The organism is Streptomyces sp. NPDC034103 (assembly GCF_055575395.1).
Genome location: NZ_JBVISS010000008.1, coordinates 1 through 15,443, shown reverse-complemented (window position 1 = coordinate 15,443; position 15,443 = coordinate 1). Strand labels below are relative to the sequence as shown.

The window sequence follows — 15,443 nt, the reverse complement described above, 5'->3', positions numbered from 1 at the left end:
ATCCGGGCGTACGGCACAGCGAGCCCACTGCGCTCTGCGGTCCTGCGCAAACCATTGACGCGATTCCGTCCCACCCCTACCTTCTGATCGACTTTCCGAACTGAGTTCGGTATTTCGGACGCGAGAGCCGCGTTGTGCCCGAGGGAGAGCCGCCCGTGACCACACGACCCCCCAAGCCGTCCCGTCGTACCCTGTTGCGCGCGATGGCGGCCCTGCCCGCCTCGGCCGTCCTGCTCGGTGAGCTCCCCGGCGCCGCCCACGCCGCCGCCCCGCCCAGCGGCTCCGCGACCCGGTACACGATCGTGCCGTTCCTCAACAGCGACGACGGCACGGTCAACGTCTACCAGTCGGACGACGCCCTCGACTTCCGGCTGGTGAAGTCCTCCGCGTTCACCCCGCCGGCCAACCGCATCCGCGACGCCAGCATCTTCAAGCACACCAACGGCTACTACTACATCACCTACACCACCCACACCTGGCAGGACGTCAGCACCACCATCGGCTTCGCCCGCAGCTCCGACCGGGTCAACTGGACCTTCCTGTACGACTACACGGTCCCCCTCGCCAATCTCTCGCGGGCCTGGGCGCCGGAGTGGTTCGTCGACAGCGACGGCAGCGTCAACGTCATCGTGTCCTGCTCCACCACCGACGACGAGTGGATCTTCACCCCGTACCTGCTGAAGGCGACGAACTCGGGTCTGACCGCCTGGAGTTCACCGGTGGCCCTGGCGGGCATCGGCAAGAACCACATCGACACGTTCATCGTGAGGATCGGCTCGACGTACCACGCGTTCACCAAGAACGAGACGACCAAGTACATCGAGTACGGCACCGCGACCAGCCTCGCCGGCCCCTACACCATCACCAGGACCGGCAACTGGGCCGGCTGGGGCAGCTACCGGGAGGGCCCGGCGCTGGTGCAGCTCGACAACGGCGCCTGGCGGCTGTTCTTCGACGGCTACGGCGACGGCAACTACTACTACAGCGACAGCTACGACACGTTCGCCACCTGGTCCGCCCCCGCGGCCCTGCCCGTGGTCTCCGGTACGGCCCGCCACTTCACGGTCATCAAGGAGACCGTGTCCGGCGGTCCGGCACTGGCGAAGAACGTCACGCGCTCCTTCCGGTCGGGCAACTACTCCACCCGCTACTGGCAGTCGCAGTCCTCCCTGCTCAACCTGCCGGTGGTGACCAGCTCCAGCACCTCGGCCGAGAAGACGGCATCGACCTTCACGGTCGTGGCGGGCCTCGCGGATGCCAATGGCTACTCGTTCCGGGACTCGGCCGGGAACTATCTGCGCCACTGGGACTACCGCGCCCGCTTCGACGCGAACGACGGCACCTCGACCTTCGCCAAGGACGCCACCTTCGTCGCCCGCACCGGCTCGGCGAGCGGCTCGATCAGGTTCGAGTCGTACAACTACCCCGGGTACTACCTGCGCCACTACAACTACCAGCTACGGGTGGAGCGTTCGAACGGCACGGACCTCTTCCGGCAGGACAGCTCCTTCGTGCCGGTGACCGCCTGGGCCTGAGCCGCCGGGTCTACAGCGGCGCCGGTGACGAGGCGCCGGCGATGAGCAGACGGGGCGTGCCCGTGCCGTCGGCGGGCACGCTCCACAGGTCGCTGCTGCCGACCTTGCCGTCGGCGGGCAGGGCGTAGGCCACGGTGTCGTCGTCCAGCCAGGTGGCCTGGTCGTCGACGCTGTGGCGCTCGGCCAGCGGCGTCTGCTTCCGGGTCCTGAGGTCCAGGACGTACTCGCGCCACAGCGCGGCGTTCGACAGGACCCGCTTCTTGAAGACGACCCTGGTCTCGTCGGGCGACAGTGACGGGCACTCCACGTTCTCCGCGAGGGTGGTCACCGTCCGCCGGGAGAGCGAACCGCGCACCAGGTAGGTGCTGTTGGCGGTGTTGAGGGTGGCGTAGAAGGTGTCGTCGTCCTTGGCGAAGGTCACGCCCCAGAAGTTGACGTCCGCCGCGCGGTAGGGCGTGCCGTCCTTGACGATGGAGAACGTCTCCAGGCTGGGCGTCAGCTTCATGGTGCGGGTGTCCAGGACCGAGGTCCGGGTGGAGAAGTACGCGGAGGCGTAGGACTCGCCGGAGACGAAGACCGTCCAGGCGACGAAGCGGCCGCTGGGCGAGACCCGGGCGCGGCTGGGGGTGCCGGCGAGCGCGTAGGTGTGCCGGGTGTTCAGGTCGGCGTCGAGCAGCAGGGCGCGGTTGTTCTGCTTGAGGACGCCGGTGTCGGACTGGAGGCAGACGCCGGTGCCGGCCGCCGCGTAGAAGCGCGCGCACTTCAGGTCCGAGGCGGTGCGTCCGCTCCTCGGCTCGTTCGACGGCACGGCGGCGACGGCCGTGCGGTGCGGGCCGGGAGCGGCGTTGACGAACATCAGTCGATCCTTCTGACCCAGCGTCAACTTGCCGCCGTTGAACGCGGGTCCGCCCGCCTGCGGCCGGTTCTTCTGGTCCGCGCGGTCGGCGGCGTGCAGCACCATGCCGGTGGCCACGCCGGCGAGCAGCAGGACCGCCGTGACGAGAACGATCAGGCGGCGGCGCAGCGATGTCATCTGGTTCCTTGTGGCTGTCGTGGTCATCTGGTCCCGCCCCTTCGCGGGCTCGGCCTCAGCATCAGGCCCGCGAGGGCGGCGCAGCACAGCAGTCCGACCGCCGAGCCGGCCAGCGCCGGTCCGTCGCCCCACACCGTCCAGGCGGCACCGAACGCCAGCGAGCAGCAGAAACGGGCCAGCGCCTGGCTGGTGCCGACGATGGCGAGACCGCTGGCCCGCAGGTGCTCCGGCACGGTGGCGGCCAGGGCGGCGGGGAGCACCCCGTCCGTCGCGGCGTAGAAGAGCCCGTGCAGGCCGAGGACGGCGAAGGGCAGGGCGGGGGTGTCCGGGGCCCACAGCAGCAGGGCGTAGGCGGTGAGCAGCGCCGCGTGTCCCGCGAGGAACACGGTGTGCCGCCCGATCCGGTCGGCGAGTGTGCCCAGCGGCACGGCCAGTAGCAGGAACACCACGGCGGTACCGAGCGGCAGGAGCGGGAACCAGCCCTCGTCGAGGCTCGCGCGCCGCTGGAGGAGCAGGTAGACGAAGGCGTCGCTGACGGTAGTCAGGCCCAGCAGGGCGGCGCACCCGGCCAAGGCCCGCAGCCGGGGGAGACGCAGCAGCGCCAGCGCCTCCCGCATCCGCACTGGCGGTCTGCCGCCCGTCGGCCCTGGGTCCCCGGAGCTCGCGGACGGTGGTGCCGCGCTGTGCACGGGCGGTCTGCCGCCCGCCGAACGTGGGCCCTCGAAGCCCGCGGACCGTGGTGTCGCGCTCTGCACGGGCGGTCTGCCGCCCGTCGGCCCTGGGTCCCCGGAGCTCGCGGACCCCGGTGCCGCACTCTGTCGTCGGCCGGGGACGAACAGCATCAGCACCACCACGCCGAGCACCGCGACGCACGCGCTGACGCCGAAGACCGCGTCGTAGCCGTCGGCGGCCGCGCTCAGGATGAGGAACGCGGCCAAGGGGCCGAGCATCGCGCCGGTGGTGTCCATCGCCCGGTGGACGCCGAAGGCGCGGCCCTGCCTCTCGGGCGGTGTGGACAGGGAGATCAGCGCGTCGCGCGGGGCGGTGCGCAGGCCCTTGCCGGTGCGGTCCAGGGCGAGGACGGTGCCGAGGGCGCCGATGCTGCTCGCCAGCAGGAGCAGGGGTTTGCACAGGGCGGACAGGCCGTAGCCGAGCCCGGCGATCAGCTTGTGGTCGCGCACCCGGTCCGCGAGGTGGCCGCCGGTGAGCTGCACCAGCGCGCTGACGCCGTTGTAGACGCCGTCGAGGGCGCCGAAGCCGAGCGGGCTGAAGCCGAGGGTGGTGACGAGGTAGAGCGGCAGGACGGCGGTGACCATCTCCGAGGAGATGTCGGTGATCAGGCTGACCGTGCCCAGCACGAGCACGACCGGGGCGACCCGGGGGCGCGGGCCGCGTCTTCGGTCCCGTTCGGGCTCCGCCCCGGCGGGCGCGGCGCGGTCGGTGAGGTACATGTCCGGAACTCCAGGTGCGGTGCGTTCAGTTCTGCCGGCTGCTCTCGTCCCGCAGCCAGGTGCCGAAGTCCTGTGCCGCGACGGCCTTCGCGGCCTTGCGCCGGGCGACGACGGCCGCGGCGACGAAGACCACGACGCTGCCGAGGAGCCTGGGCTGTGCGCGCAGCAGGGCGGTGAGATCCGCCTTGCTGGTGCGGGCCGTCGCCTCCTCCGGTCGCTGGTGCTGCTCGACCTGGGCGGTGGAGACCGCGGCCCTGATCCGACGCCTGATCAGATCCGGCCAGGTGCGTGGCGGGCGGACCACGACGCGGGCCGACTCGACCACCCGCCGCTCCTCGGGGCCGAACGCGAGCGACGCCGCCAGGTCGTCCGCCATCAGCGGCGGCAGTGCGGTGATGCGGGCGTGCCCGGCCTTCGAGACCGCGATGACACCCCGGCCGAACAACCCCGCGCGTACCGCCGGGAGTTGCTGCCACACCCGGTAGTAGCACCGCACCCGCCACGCGCAGGCGTCCAGTGGGATGTGCCGTTCCGGTGCGGTGGCGAGGATGCCGGACGTGGCGTCCTCCAGGGGCTCGGTGAGGGCGCGGACGTCGGCGTGCGTGATCACCACGTCGGCGTCCACGTAGACGCGCGGAAAGCCCCGGGCGTGCTCGTCCCCCGTCCGCAGGGCGGCGTGCTTGGAGGGGGTGGGGATCTCCACCACCCGTACGTGCGGGCCCCGTTCGGCCGCGACCCGCGCGGTGTCGTCCGTGCAGCCGTTGCAGACGACCACGATGTCGGTCCCGTCAGCGCGGGATGCGGAATCGGCCAGAAGGGCGTCGAGGAGCCGGCCGATGACTTGCGCTTCGTTGTGGGCCGGGATCACGATGCTCGTCACCTGGGCAGTATGCAGTCGATATCACTAACGCGATGTGTGTTTCGTCCAACTGTTCCCGTGACTGTGTTCGGTGGTCTAGATTGAGGGCCGCCGAGCGGGTTTGGGTGGGGATCGCGAGGCATCGGCCAACATGCAGGGGACATGGGGCGGTTGGGGAACCGCTGGGGCTTCTTTCTTTCATCAGCCGCTGTGCCGGGGGCACATCGGTGTTCGGTCAGGGGTAACCGCGCATGTGGTGGGGGGCGCATGACCATTGAGGTCACGCATGAGCAGCTGGTTGTGGACCGTCGAACTCCGCAAGGCCGTCGAAGACCGTGGGAACAGAAGTACCGGTTGGTGCTCCTGGTCACGGACGGCGTCGCCGCCACGGTCGCGGCGTTCGTGATCCACGCGGTCTACGGCCGCTGGGCGGTGGCCCTGGTGCTTCCCCCGACCTGGATCGTCGCCATGATTGTCCACCGGTCCTACGACCGCAGCGCCTTGGGGCTGGGGACCGAGGAGTACCGACGGGTGCTCCGGGGGGCCGTCGCGCTGCCCGCGCTGGCGGCGGTCGCGCACTGGTCGTTCACCCGCGATTCGGGTCTGTTCCATGACATGACCATGGCCGCGCTACCGGCAGCCGCGTTCGCCCTGCTCGCGCGGTACGCCCTGCGCCGCCGACTGCACCGCCGCTGGGCCCGGGCCCGCGGGCAGAGCGCGACACTCCTGGTCGGGCCCTCACGCGGCATCGTGGACCTGGTCGCCGTACTGCGGCGGGGCGGCGTGCAGGAGCTGCGGGCCGCCGGAGTGTGCCTGAGCGACCCGCAGAACGCGGCCGAGATCCGCCGCCTCGGGCTCCCCGTCCTCGGCGGCGTCGACACCATGGACGACGTCATCCGCGCCCTGGGCATCGGCACCGTGGTGGCGCTGCCCGCGCCCGAGTTCGACGCCTCCGTGCTGCGCCGGATGTCCTGGACCGCCGCCGTGCAGGGCGTCGACTTCCTGCTGGCACCGGTCCTGGCCGACGTCTCCGCCTCCCGCCTCGCGGTACGGCCCACCGGCGGCGTGCCGCTGGTACGCGTCAAGGCGCCGAACCTCTCCCCGGCCGCCCGGCTGCCCAAGGAACTGGTGGACCGCACGCTCGCGGGCGTGCTCCTGCTGCTCCTCGCCCTGCCCATGCTGATGATCGCCCTGATCGTCCGGCTGGACAGCTCCGGACCCGCCCTCTTCCGCCAGCAGCGGGTGGGCCGGTTCGGCGACCACTTCACCATGCTGAAGTTCCGCACGATGCGACCCGACTCCGAGTCGCTGCGGGCCGAGTTGGAGCACCTCAACCAGAACAGCGACGGACTGCTGTTCAAGGTGAAGGGGGACCCGCGGATCACCCGCGTCGGCTCCTTCCTGCGCCGCACCTCGCTCGACGAACTGCCGCAGCTGCTCAACGTGCTCGGCGGACACATGGCGCTGGTCGGCCCCCGCCCGTCCCTGCCCGAGGAGGTGGAGGAGTACGCGCCGGAGGTCAAACGGCGGCTGCTCGTCAAGCCCGGCCTCACCGGACTGTGGCAGGTGAGCGGCCGCTCCGACCTGCCCTGGGACGAGGCGGTCCGGCTCGACCTCGGATACGTGGACAACTGGTCGATGGGCCTGGACCTGTCGATCCTGGCGCGCACCGGTTCCGCCGTGGTGCGCGGAACGGGGGCCTACTGATGGACCGACGGAAGAGGACTCAAGTGACGCCTGCCACGGAGCCGTTGGGGGTCGCGGTCGTCGGGGCGGGCTACTGGGGCCCCAACCTCGTACGCAACTTCCAGGCCAGCGACCGCTTCCGGCTGCGCTGGCTGTGCGACCTCGACGTGGAGCGGGCCCAGCGCGTCCTCGGCGGCTACTCGACCGTCCAGCCCACCGCGGACTACGCCGCCGTCCTCGCCGACCCCGCCGTCGACGCGGTCGCCGTGGCCACGCCCGCCGGCACCCACCTCGACATCGCCCTGGCCGCGCTGCGCGCCGGCAAGCACGTCCTGGTGGAGAAGCCCCTCGCCGCGACCTACGCCGACGGGCAGCGCCTGGTGGCCGAGGCGGCGGAGCGCGGGCTCACCCTGATGTGCGACCACACCTACTGCTACACGCCCGCCGTGGGCCGGATCAGGGACATGGTCCACTCGGGCGAACTCGGCGAGATCCACTTCGTCGACTCGGTCCGGATCAACCTCGGCCTCGTCCAGAAGGACATCGACGTCCTGTGGGACCTGGCCCCGCACGACCTGTCCATCCTGGACTTCATCCTCCCCGCGGGCGTCGAACCGGTCGCCGTCGCCGCCCACGGAGCCGACCCGATCGGCGCCGGACAGGCCTGCGTCGCCTATCTGACGCTGACGCTCAACACCGGGGCCATCGCCCACGTGCACGTCAACTGGCTGTCGCCGACCAAGGTGCGCACCACCATGGTGGGCGGTTCCAAGCGCACCCTGCTCTGGGACGACCTCAACCCGCTGCAACGGGTGTCGGTCTACGACCGGGGCGTGGACATGGCCGCACCGCAGGAGATCGGCGTGGACGAGCGCCGGGAGATGCTCATCTCGTACCGCTCCGGCGACATGGTCGCGCCCGCGATCGGCGAGAAGGAAGCGCTGCGCAGCATGGTCGACGAGTTCGCCGCGGCCGTCGGCGAGAAGAGGCCGCCGCTGACCGACGGACGGGCGGGCCTGAGGGTGCTGGACATCCTCGAGGCGGCGTCCCGGAGTCTCGAGTTCAAGGGCGCGGTCGTCGGCCTGCGCGCCGGGCGTTGAGCCCGTCAGGCCCGGCTGTGCGTCAGCGCGGGCAATTCACCGAGAGGGCACAGCAGTTGAGCAGCCTACGTGGCAAGAAGATCCTGGTCACCGGGGGAGCGGGCACCATCGGCTCCCATCTGGTCGACCTGCTGGCCGAGGGCGGCGCCCGCGAGATCGTCGTACTCGACAACTTCGTGCGCGGGCGCCGGGCCAACCTCGCGAAGGCCCTGCCCAGCGGCGTGGTGGAGGTCGTCGAGGGCGACGTCCGGGACGTCGACACCGTGAAGAAGGTCACCGAGGGCGCCGACCTGGTGTTCCACCTGGCCGCGATCCGCATCACCCAGTGCGCGGAGGAGCCCCGGCTCGCCAACGAGGTGCTGGTCGACGGCACCTTCAACGTGCTGGAGGCGGCGGCCGCGGCAGGCGTCGGCAGGGTGATCGCCTCCTCCTCGGCGTCCGTCTACGGCATGGCCGAGGTCTTCCCGACCACCGAGCGCCACCACGCCTACAACAACGACACCTTCTACGGCGCGGCCAAAGCCTTCAACGAGGGCATGCTGCGCAGCTTCCACGCCATGTACGGGCTCGACTACGTGGCGCTGCGCTACTTCAACGTCTACGGCCCCCGGATGGACATCCACGGCCTCTACACCGAGGTGCTCATCCGCTGGATGGAGCGCATCGAGGCGGGCGAGCCGCCGCTGATCCTCGGCGACGGCACCCAGACCATGGACTTCGTCGACGTCCGCGACATCGCCAGGGCCAACATCCTGGCCGCCGAGTCGGACGTCACCGACGAGGTGTTCAACGTGGCCAGCGGTACCGAGACCTCGCTGCGCGAACTCGCCGACGGACTGCTGGAGGCCATGGGCGCCGAGGGGTTGGAGCCCGTGCACGGGCCCGCCCGCTCGGTGAACTCGGTGGTGCGCCGGCTCGCCGACACCACCCACGCGGCCGAACTGCTCGGCTTCACCGCGGAGATCGACCTGCGCACGGGCCTGAAGGACCTGGTCCAGTGGTGGCGCGCCGAGCGGGAGGCCGCCCGGTGACCACCGACCGCATCCCGGTGATGATCCCCTGGCTCGGCGAGGAGGAGGCCCAGGCAGCCTCCGAGGCGGTGCTGTCCGGCTGGGTGGCCCAGGGACCCCGGGTCGCCGCCTTCGAGCGGGCCTTCGCCGAGCGGGTGGGCGCCGAGCACGCCGTCGCGGTCAGCTCCTGCACCACCGCCCTGCACCTGTCGCTCGTCGCCCTCGGGCTGGGCGCCGGGGACGAGGTCGTGGTGCCCTCGCTGTCGTTCATCGCCACCGCCAACGCCGTACGGTACGTCGGTGCCGAGCCGGTCTTCGCCGACGTCGACCTCGCCACCGGCAACCTCACCCCGGCCACGATCGACGCGGCCCGCACCCCGCGCACCAGGGCCGTCCTCGCCGTCCACCAGGGCGGCGTACCGGCCGACGTGCACGCCCTGCGCGCCGCCTGCGCCGAGTGGGACCTGCCGCTGGTCGAGGACGCGGCCTGCGCCATCGGCTCGACCGCCGGCGGCAAGCCCGTGGGGCACGGCGCGCTGCTCGCCGCCTGGTCCTTCCACCCCCGCAAGCTCGTCACCACCGGCGAGGGCGGCATGGTCACCACCGACGACGCCGAGTGGGCCACACGCCTGCGCCGGCTGCGCGAGCACGGCATGAACGCCTCCGCGGCGGAGCGGCACGCGAGCAACCAGCCCGTTCTGGAACGGTACTTGGAGGTCGGCTTCAACTACCGGATGACCGACATCCAGGCCGCCGTCGGACTGGTCCAGCTCGGCAAGCTCGACGCGATGATCGCCCGCCGCCGCGAACTCGCCGCGCGCTACGACGCGTTGCTGCGCGACGTCCCGGGCCTCACCCCGGTGGAGGATCCCGCGCACGGCCAGAGCAACTTCCAGTCGTACTGGGTACTGCTCGCCGAGGACTTCCCCGTCGGCCGGGACGCCCTGCTCGCCGCGCTCGCCGAGGACGGGGTCTCCGCCCGCCGCGGGATCATGGCCGCGCACCTCGAACCCGCCTACGCGGACCACCCGAGCGGGCCGCTGCCGGTCACCGAGCGGATCAGCGGCGCCTCGCTGATCCTTCCGCTGTTCCACACGATGACCGAGGCCCAGCAGGACCGTGTCGTCGCCGCGCTGCGCGAACAGGCCCGCGGATGACCGGACTTGTCATCGTCGGAGCGGGCGGGTTCGCCCGGGAGGCCGCGCAGGCCGTGGTGGACACGGACGAGTTCGACCTGCTCGGGCACCTCGACGACAACGCGGATCTGCACGGCACCGAGGTGGACGGCGTACCCGTCCTCGGCGGCTGCGACCTGGTCCACGACCTGCCCGGGGCCCTCGCGGTGATCTGCGTCGGCAACCCGCGGGACTACGCGGCCCGGGCCCGCCTGGTCCGCCGCCTCGGCCTGCCCGTGGAGCGCTACGCCACCGTGGTCCACCCGACGGCGGCGGTCTCGGCGACCTCGCGGATCGGGCCCGGCTCGGTGCTCCTCGCGCACTGCGTGCTGACCGCCGCCGTACGGGTGGGCGCGCATGTCGCGGTGATGCCGCACGTCGTCCTCACCCACGACGACGTGGTCGAGGACTACGCCACCCTCACCTCGGGCGTCCGCCTGGGCGGGGGCGTCCGCCTGGAGCGGGGTGCCTATGTGGGCGCCGGCGCTCTGGTCAGGGAGGGCACGACGGTCGGCGCCTGGTCGCAGATCGGCATGGGGAGCAGTGTGCTCGGCGACGTACCGCCGGGCGAGGTCTGGGTGGGGAGCCCGGCCCGACGGCTGCGGGAGGCGGGCACGCCCGCGCTGGACGAACTCGCGACACCGACAGTGGGGGGACCGCTGACATGAACCGGATACCGCTGGTGGACCTCAAGGCGGCCCATGAGGAGGTCGCCTACGAGGTACGGGCCGGATTCGACCGGGTGCTGGCCGACACCGCGTTCGTCGGCGGCGACGAGGTCCGCGGGTTCGAGCGCGAGTACGCCGACTTCGGCGGGGTCGCGCACTGCGTGGGGGTCGCCAACGGCACCGACGCCCTCGAACTCGCCCTGCGCGCACGCGGGGTCGGGCCCGGCGACGAGGTCGTCGTGCCCGCCAACACCTTCATCGCCACCGCGGGCGCGGTCGCGCGGACCGGAGCACGACCGGTCCTCGCCGACTGCCGGCCCGACAGCTACCTGCTCGACCCGCAGGCGGCACTGGACGCGGTCGGACCGGCCACCCGCGCGGTGGTCCCCGTGCACCTGTACGGGCAGATGGCCGACATCACCGCGTTCTCGGGCCACCTGCCCGAGCGGGTACGGATCGTCGAGGACGCCGCCCAGTGCCAGGGCGCGAGCCGCGACGGCCGCACCCCGGGCAGCGGCCGGATCGCCGCCACCAGCTTCTACCCGGGCAAGAACCTGGGCGCCTACGGCGACGCGGGCGCCGTGCTGACCGACGACGAGGACGCGGCCGCGCTGACGCGGGCGATCGGCAACCACGGCGGTGTCGCCAAGTACCGTCACGACGTACCCGGCTTCAACAGCCGACTGGACGGGCTCCAGGCCGTCGTGCTGCGGGCGAAGCTGGCCCGGCTGGCGGACGGCAACGCGGCACGGCGCGCGGCCGCCGCCCGCTACGACACCCTGCTCGCCGATCTGGCGGCCACCGGACGCGTCGTGCTCCCGGTGACCGAACCCGGCAACGTCCACGTCTGGCACCTCTACGTCGTCCAGGTCGCCGACGCGGACCGCGACGACGTGGTCGGCAAGCTCAACGCCGAGGGCATCGGCGCCGGGGTGCACTACCCCGCACCGGTCCACCTCACCCCGGCCTACCGTCATCTCGGGTACGCCCGGGGCGACTTCCCGCACGCCGAGCGCACGGCGGACCGGATCCTGTCGCTCCCGCTCTACCCGCAGATCACCCCCGACCAGCAGCAGCGCGTCGTGGACACGCTCACCCACGCGCTGCGCGCCTGACCCGTCACGGTCCCACGCTCCACCCCGACTTCACGGGGCGCTCCTGCACAGCACCGCTGAGAGGTACATATGAACAGATGGAGCAGACGGCTCCGGGGCGGGCGCCTCGCCGTCGTCGCGGCAATGGTCTGGGCGGTGCTCCCGCAGGTGGGGACGGCCCAGGCGGCGTCCGACCCGTGCGGGTCGGGCTCGAACCCGATCGTCTGCGAGAACTCCAAGGCGGGCAGCCCCATGTCCGACTGGTACTCGCCCAACTCCTACGGTGACATCAAGGGGTTCACCACCAAGGAGAGCGTCCAGGCGGGCGACACCGTCCAGTTCAAGATCCAGTCGAAGACCCCGTACCAGATCCAGATCTACCGGCTCGGCTGGTACGGCGGCGACGGCGCCCGCCAGATCTCCACCGCCGCCCAGGCGGCCGTGACCTACCCGGCCAACTACACCAACAACCCCGCCGGTTGCACCACCAAGGCGGCCACCGGGCTGGTCGACTGCGGCAACTGGCCGGTGACCGCGACCTGGACGGTGCCCGGCGACGCCGTCTCCGGCCTCTACATCGCGAACCTGACCCAGACGAACGGCGACGGCCTGATGCCGTACCCGTTCGTCGTCCGCAAGGACGCCAGCACCTCCGACATCGTCGTGCAGACCAGCGACCAGACCTGGCAGGCGTACAACGACTACGGCGGCCAGGACCTCTACGGCGGCGCCGGACCCGCGCCCGACGGCCGTGCCTACGAGGTCAGCTACAACCGGCCGTTGGACATCGGCGGCGACAACGGCATCTACGGCTCCGAGTTCATGATGCTGTCCTGGCTGGAACGCAACGGCTACGACGTCAGCTACCTCTCCGGCGTGGACGTGTCGAACAACGGTGCCACCCTGCTGAAGAAACACAAGGTGTACCTGTCCTCCGGGCATGACGAGTACTGGACGCAGAACCAGTACAGCAACGTCCTCGCGGCCCGCAAGGCCGGTGTCCGGCAGGCCTTCTTCAGCGGCAACGAGGTGTTCTGGAAGACCCGTCTGACCCCGAGCATCGACGGCGCCAACACCGCCGGCCGCACCATGGTCTGCTACAAGATGACCAAGATGGTGCAGAACAACGGCGTCGCCGATCCCAGTGGCGAGTGGACCGGCACCTGGATGGACCCCAAGAGCACCGAGTACGGCCAGCCCTACCAGCCGCCGAACATCCTCACCGGCTCCATGTTCACCGTGAACGGCTACCGCGCCGACGCCATCACCGTGCCCGGCTCGTACGGCAGGAACCGGATCTGGCGCAACACCTCCATCGCGAACCTCACCTCGGGCCAGACCGCGACCTTCCCGGCCGGCACCCTCGGCTACGAGTGGGACAGCGACCTCGACAACAGCACCCGCCCCGCCGGGGCGATCCACCTGTCCTCCACGACGGTCGACATCGACGACGGCAAGCTCCGGCTCGACTGGGGCAACATGTACGGCAACGGCACCGCCACGCACAACCTCGTGGAGTTCCGCGACCAGGACTCCGGGGCCCTGGTCTTCGGGGCCGGCACCGTGCAGTGGTCGTGGGGCCTGACCAACCTGCCGACGTACGACCCCGATGACGTGGTGGTCACCGAGGACATCCGGATGCAGCAGGCGACCGTGAACGTCCTCGCCGACATGGGCGTCCAGCCGCTGACCCGGCAGACCAACCTCGTCGCCGCCACCGCCTCCACCGACTCCACGGGCCCGGCCATCACCGTCTCCAGCCCGGCGGGCGGAGCCACCGTCCCGGCGCTCAAGCCGGTCACCATCAAGGGCACCGCCACCGACTCGGGCGGGGGAGTGGTGGCCCGCGTGGAGATCTCCACCGACGGGGGAACGACCTGGAAGGCCGCCACCGGCCTGACGTCCTGGAGCTACAGCTGGACCCCGACGGCACCCGGCCCGGCCTCCATCAAGGTCCGCGCGGTCGACGACAGCGTCAACATCGGCGCCGTCACCACCATCCCGGTCACCGTCGGGCCGCAGGCCTGCCCCTGCACCATCTGGCCGGCCACCGCCGTCCCCGGCACCGTCAACGCGGGTGACGGCGGACCGCTGGAGATCGGCGTCAAGATCCGTACCACGGTGGCCGGTTCGATCACCGGCGTGCGCTTCTACAAGTCGCCCGCCAACACCGGCACCCACACCGGCAGCCTGTGGAGCGCCTCCGGCACCCGCCTGGCCACCGGCACCTTCACCAACGAGACCGCCTCCGGCTGGCAGCAGCTGAACTTCGCCACCCCGGTCAGCGTCAAGGCCAACACCACGTACGTCGCCTCGTACTTCGCCCCCAACGGCGGATACTCCTACGACGCCGGCTACTTCTCGGGCAGCGACGCGGGCCTCGCCCCGCTCACCGCCCTGAAGTCCGGCACCGACGGCGGCAACGGCGTCTACCGCTACACCTCCACCAGCGCCTTCCCGTCCTCGCAGTCCAGCGGCAGCAACTACTGGGTCGACGTGGTCCTGGACACCTCCACCGCCAGCACGACCCCGCCCACCGTCACCACCACCACCCCGAAGTCCGGGGCGACCGGGGTGTCGATCACGGCACCGGTGACCGCCGACTTCAGCGCGGCCATCGACGCCGACAACCTGACCTTCACCCTGAAGCGACCGGACGGCACCAGCGTGCCGGGCGCCAAGACCCTGCCCGCGGCGAACGAGGTCACCTTCACCCCGTCGTCGCAGCTGGAGCTCAACACCACCTACACCGCCTCGGTCCAGGCTTCCGACGTCTGGGGCAACGCGATGGCGAACCCGGTGACCTGGTCCTTCACCACCAGCTCCACCCCGCCCGCGGTCACCTGCCCGTGCTCGCTGTGGAAGCCCTCCACGGTGCCGGCCACCACCGCGGTCACCGGCGACCCCAACTCCGTCGAGCTGGGCACCCGGTTCACCTCCTCCGCGAACGGCTGGATCACCGGCGTCACCTTCTACAAGGGCGCCACCAACACCGGCACCCACACCGGCAGCCTCTGGGCGGACGACGGCACACTGCTCGCCACCGGGACCTTCACCGCCGAATCGGCGTCCGGCTGGCAGCAGATGACCTTCGCGACGCCGGTGGCTGTCACCGCGGGCACCGCGTACGTGGCCTCCTACCACGCGCCGAACGGCAACTACGCGGTGGACGGCGGCTACTTCGCCTCGGCCCACCAGTCGTATCCGCTGACCGCCACCGCCGACACCACCGCCCACCACAACGGGCTCTACAAGTACGGCGCCACCACGGCCTTCCCCACCGGTTCCTACGGCTCCGCCAACTACTGGGTGGGCCCGCTGTTCACCGCCGACAACCCCAGCGCCGCGCAGGCGCCGGGGACCTCGGAGGTGGCCTCGTCCACGGTGGAGTCCACCGCGGACCAGGACAGCCCGCTGGTGATGACCGTGCCCGCCTCGGCCGAGCCGTCCTCGGTCGAGGCGACCCTGACCGTCCTGCCGGGCGCCACGGCGGAACAGGCCAGGAAGCTCAAGGCCGACGCCGTCGCCTCCTACGACCGGGCCACCCACAAGGTGACCGTCCACCTCACCACCCCGCTGCCGGACGGCACCAGGTTCCGGGTCACGGCGACGGCCAGGGACGGCAAACAGCACGAGATCACGTCCCATAGTTGGAGCCTCACGAGCAAGTCCGTCCGTACGAAGAAGAACTGACCGACCAGAACCCACCGGTGGTGGGGGGGGGCGGGGGCGGAGGGGAGCCACAACAGGGGAGGGGGTGCCCCCCAGCGGAGCCAACCCAGGTTTTTCTCCCCCCCTGCCAAAAACGGCAACCCCCGCCCCAACTCATCAC

11 protein-coding genes are annotated in these 15,443 nt (G+C 71.3%); 8 read left to right on the top strand and 3 right to left on the bottom strand.

All coding sequences use genetic code 11. The annotated features are described in order from the left end of the window. Nucleotides 1-155: 155 nt before the first annotated feature. A complete protein-coding gene (locus tag ACZ56U_RS18585; RefSeq protein ID WP_469085078.1) occupies nt 156-1,535 on the top strand; it encodes a glycoside hydrolase family 43 protein in 1,380 nt (459 codons plus the stop codon). A gap of 10 nt (nt 1,536-1,545) precedes the next feature. Here ACZ56U_RS18585 and ACZ56U_RS18580 read toward each other — a convergent pair whose 3' ends face one another. Genes ACZ56U_RS18580 through ACZ56U_RS18570 form a run of 3 tightly spaced genes read right to left on the bottom strand, consistent with a single transcriptional unit; the run spans nt 1,546 to nt 4,899 of the window. Beyond that, a complete protein-coding gene (locus ACZ56U_RS18580; protein ID WP_469085077.1) occupies nt 1,546-2,595 on the bottom strand; it encodes a TolB family protein in 1,050 nt (349 codons plus the stop codon). Next, complete coding sequence (locus ACZ56U_RS18575; RefSeq protein ID WP_469085076.1) at nt 2,592-4,019, bottom strand: MFS transporter; 1,428 nt, start codon at nt 4,017-4,019, stop codon at nt 2,592-2,594. The genes ACZ56U_RS18580 and ACZ56U_RS18575 overlap by 4 nt, the downstream gene beginning before the upstream one ends. Before the next feature lie 25 nt (nt 4,020-4,044). Further along, nucleotides 4,045-4,899: a glycosyltransferase family 2 protein gene (locus ACZ56U_RS18570; RefSeq protein ID WP_469085075.1), complete on the bottom strand. Its 855-nt coding sequence runs from the start codon at nt 4,897-4,899 to the stop codon at nt 4,045-4,047. 246 nt (nt 4,900-5,145) lie between these two features. Between ACZ56U_RS18570 and ACZ56U_RS18565 the strand changes: the two genes are divergently transcribed. The 7 genes from ACZ56U_RS18565 (at nt 5,146) to ACZ56U_RS18535 (ending at nt 15,304) form a co-directional block, all read left to right on the top strand. Further along, nucleotides 5,146-6,585 carry an exopolysaccharide biosynthesis polyprenyl glycosylphosphotransferase gene (locus ACZ56U_RS18565; RefSeq protein ID WP_469085074.1) on the top strand — a complete coding sequence of 480 codons (1,440 nt, stop codon included), beginning with the start codon at nt 5,146-5,148 and terminating at the stop codon, nt 6,583-6,585. 23 nt (nt 6,586-6,608) lie between these two features. Further along, nucleotides 6,609-7,664 carry a Gfo/Idh/MocA family protein gene (locus tag ACZ56U_RS18560; protein WP_469085073.1) on the top strand — a complete coding sequence of 352 codons (1,056 nt, stop codon included), beginning with the start codon at nt 6,609-6,611 and terminating at the stop codon, nt 7,662-7,664. Nucleotides 7,665-7,720: 56 nt separating this feature from the next. Then, nucleotides 7,721-8,695 carry an NAD-dependent epimerase/dehydratase family protein gene (locus ACZ56U_RS18555; RefSeq protein ID WP_469085072.1) on the top strand — a complete coding sequence of 325 codons (975 nt, stop codon included), beginning with the start codon at nt 7,721-7,723 and terminating at the stop codon, nt 8,693-8,695. Next, the gene (locus ACZ56U_RS18550) at nt 8,692-9,831 is read left to right on the top strand and encodes a DegT/DnrJ/EryC1/StrS family aminotransferase (RefSeq protein ID WP_469085071.1); all 1,140 of its coding nucleotides are present in this window, start codon (nt 8,692-8,694) and stop codon (nt 9,829-9,831) included. The genes ACZ56U_RS18555 and ACZ56U_RS18550 overlap by 4 nt, the downstream gene beginning before the upstream one ends. After that, on the top strand, nt 9,828-10,517 hold the full coding sequence (locus ACZ56U_RS18545; RefSeq protein ID WP_469085070.1) for an acetyltransferase: 690 nt from the start codon (nt 9,828-9,830) through the stop codon (nt 10,515-10,517). Before ACZ56U_RS18550 ends, ACZ56U_RS18545 begins: the two co-directional genes overlap by 4 nt. Beyond that, nucleotides 10,514-11,632, top strand: a complete 1,119-nt coding sequence (locus tag ACZ56U_RS18540) for a DegT/DnrJ/EryC1/StrS family aminotransferase (protein ID WP_469085069.1) — start codon at nt 10,514-10,516, stop codon at nt 11,630-11,632. The genes ACZ56U_RS18545 and ACZ56U_RS18540 overlap by 4 nt, the downstream gene beginning before the upstream one ends. 69 nt (nt 11,633-11,701) lie before the next feature. After that, on the top strand, nt 11,702-15,304 hold the full coding sequence (locus ACZ56U_RS18535) for a DUF4082 domain-containing protein (RefSeq protein WP_469085068.1): 3,603 nt from the start codon (nt 11,702-11,704) through the stop codon (nt 15,302-15,304). Nucleotides 15,305-15,443 lie beyond the last annotated feature (139 nt).

What these genes read in the sequence shown, in the direction of transcription:
- ACZ56U_RS18580 (WP_469085077.1), bottom strand. Translation starts at nt 2,595, where the DNA reads ATGACCACGACAGCCACAAGGAACCAGATGACATCGCTGCGCCGCCGC.
- ACZ56U_RS18575 (WP_469085076.1), bottom strand. Translation starts at nt 4,019, where the DNA reads ATGTACCTCACCGACCGCGCCGCGCCCGCCGGGGCGGAGCCCGAACGG.
- ACZ56U_RS18565 (WP_469085074.1), top strand. Translation starts at nt 5,146, where the DNA reads ATGACCATTGAGGTCACGCATGAGCAGCTGGTTGTGGACCGTCGAACT.
- ACZ56U_RS18545 (WP_469085070.1), top strand. Translation starts at nt 9,828, where the DNA reads ATGACCGGACTTGTCATCGTCGGAGCGGGCGGGTTCGCCCGGGAGGCC.
- ACZ56U_RS18540 (WP_469085069.1), top strand. Translation starts at nt 10,514, where the DNA reads ATGAACCGGATACCGCTGGTGGACCTCAAGGCGGCCCATGAGGAGGTC.
- ACZ56U_RS18535 (WP_469085068.1), top strand. Translation starts at nt 11,702, where the DNA reads ATGAACAGATGGAGCAGACGGCTCCGGGGCGGGCGCCTCGCCGTCGTC.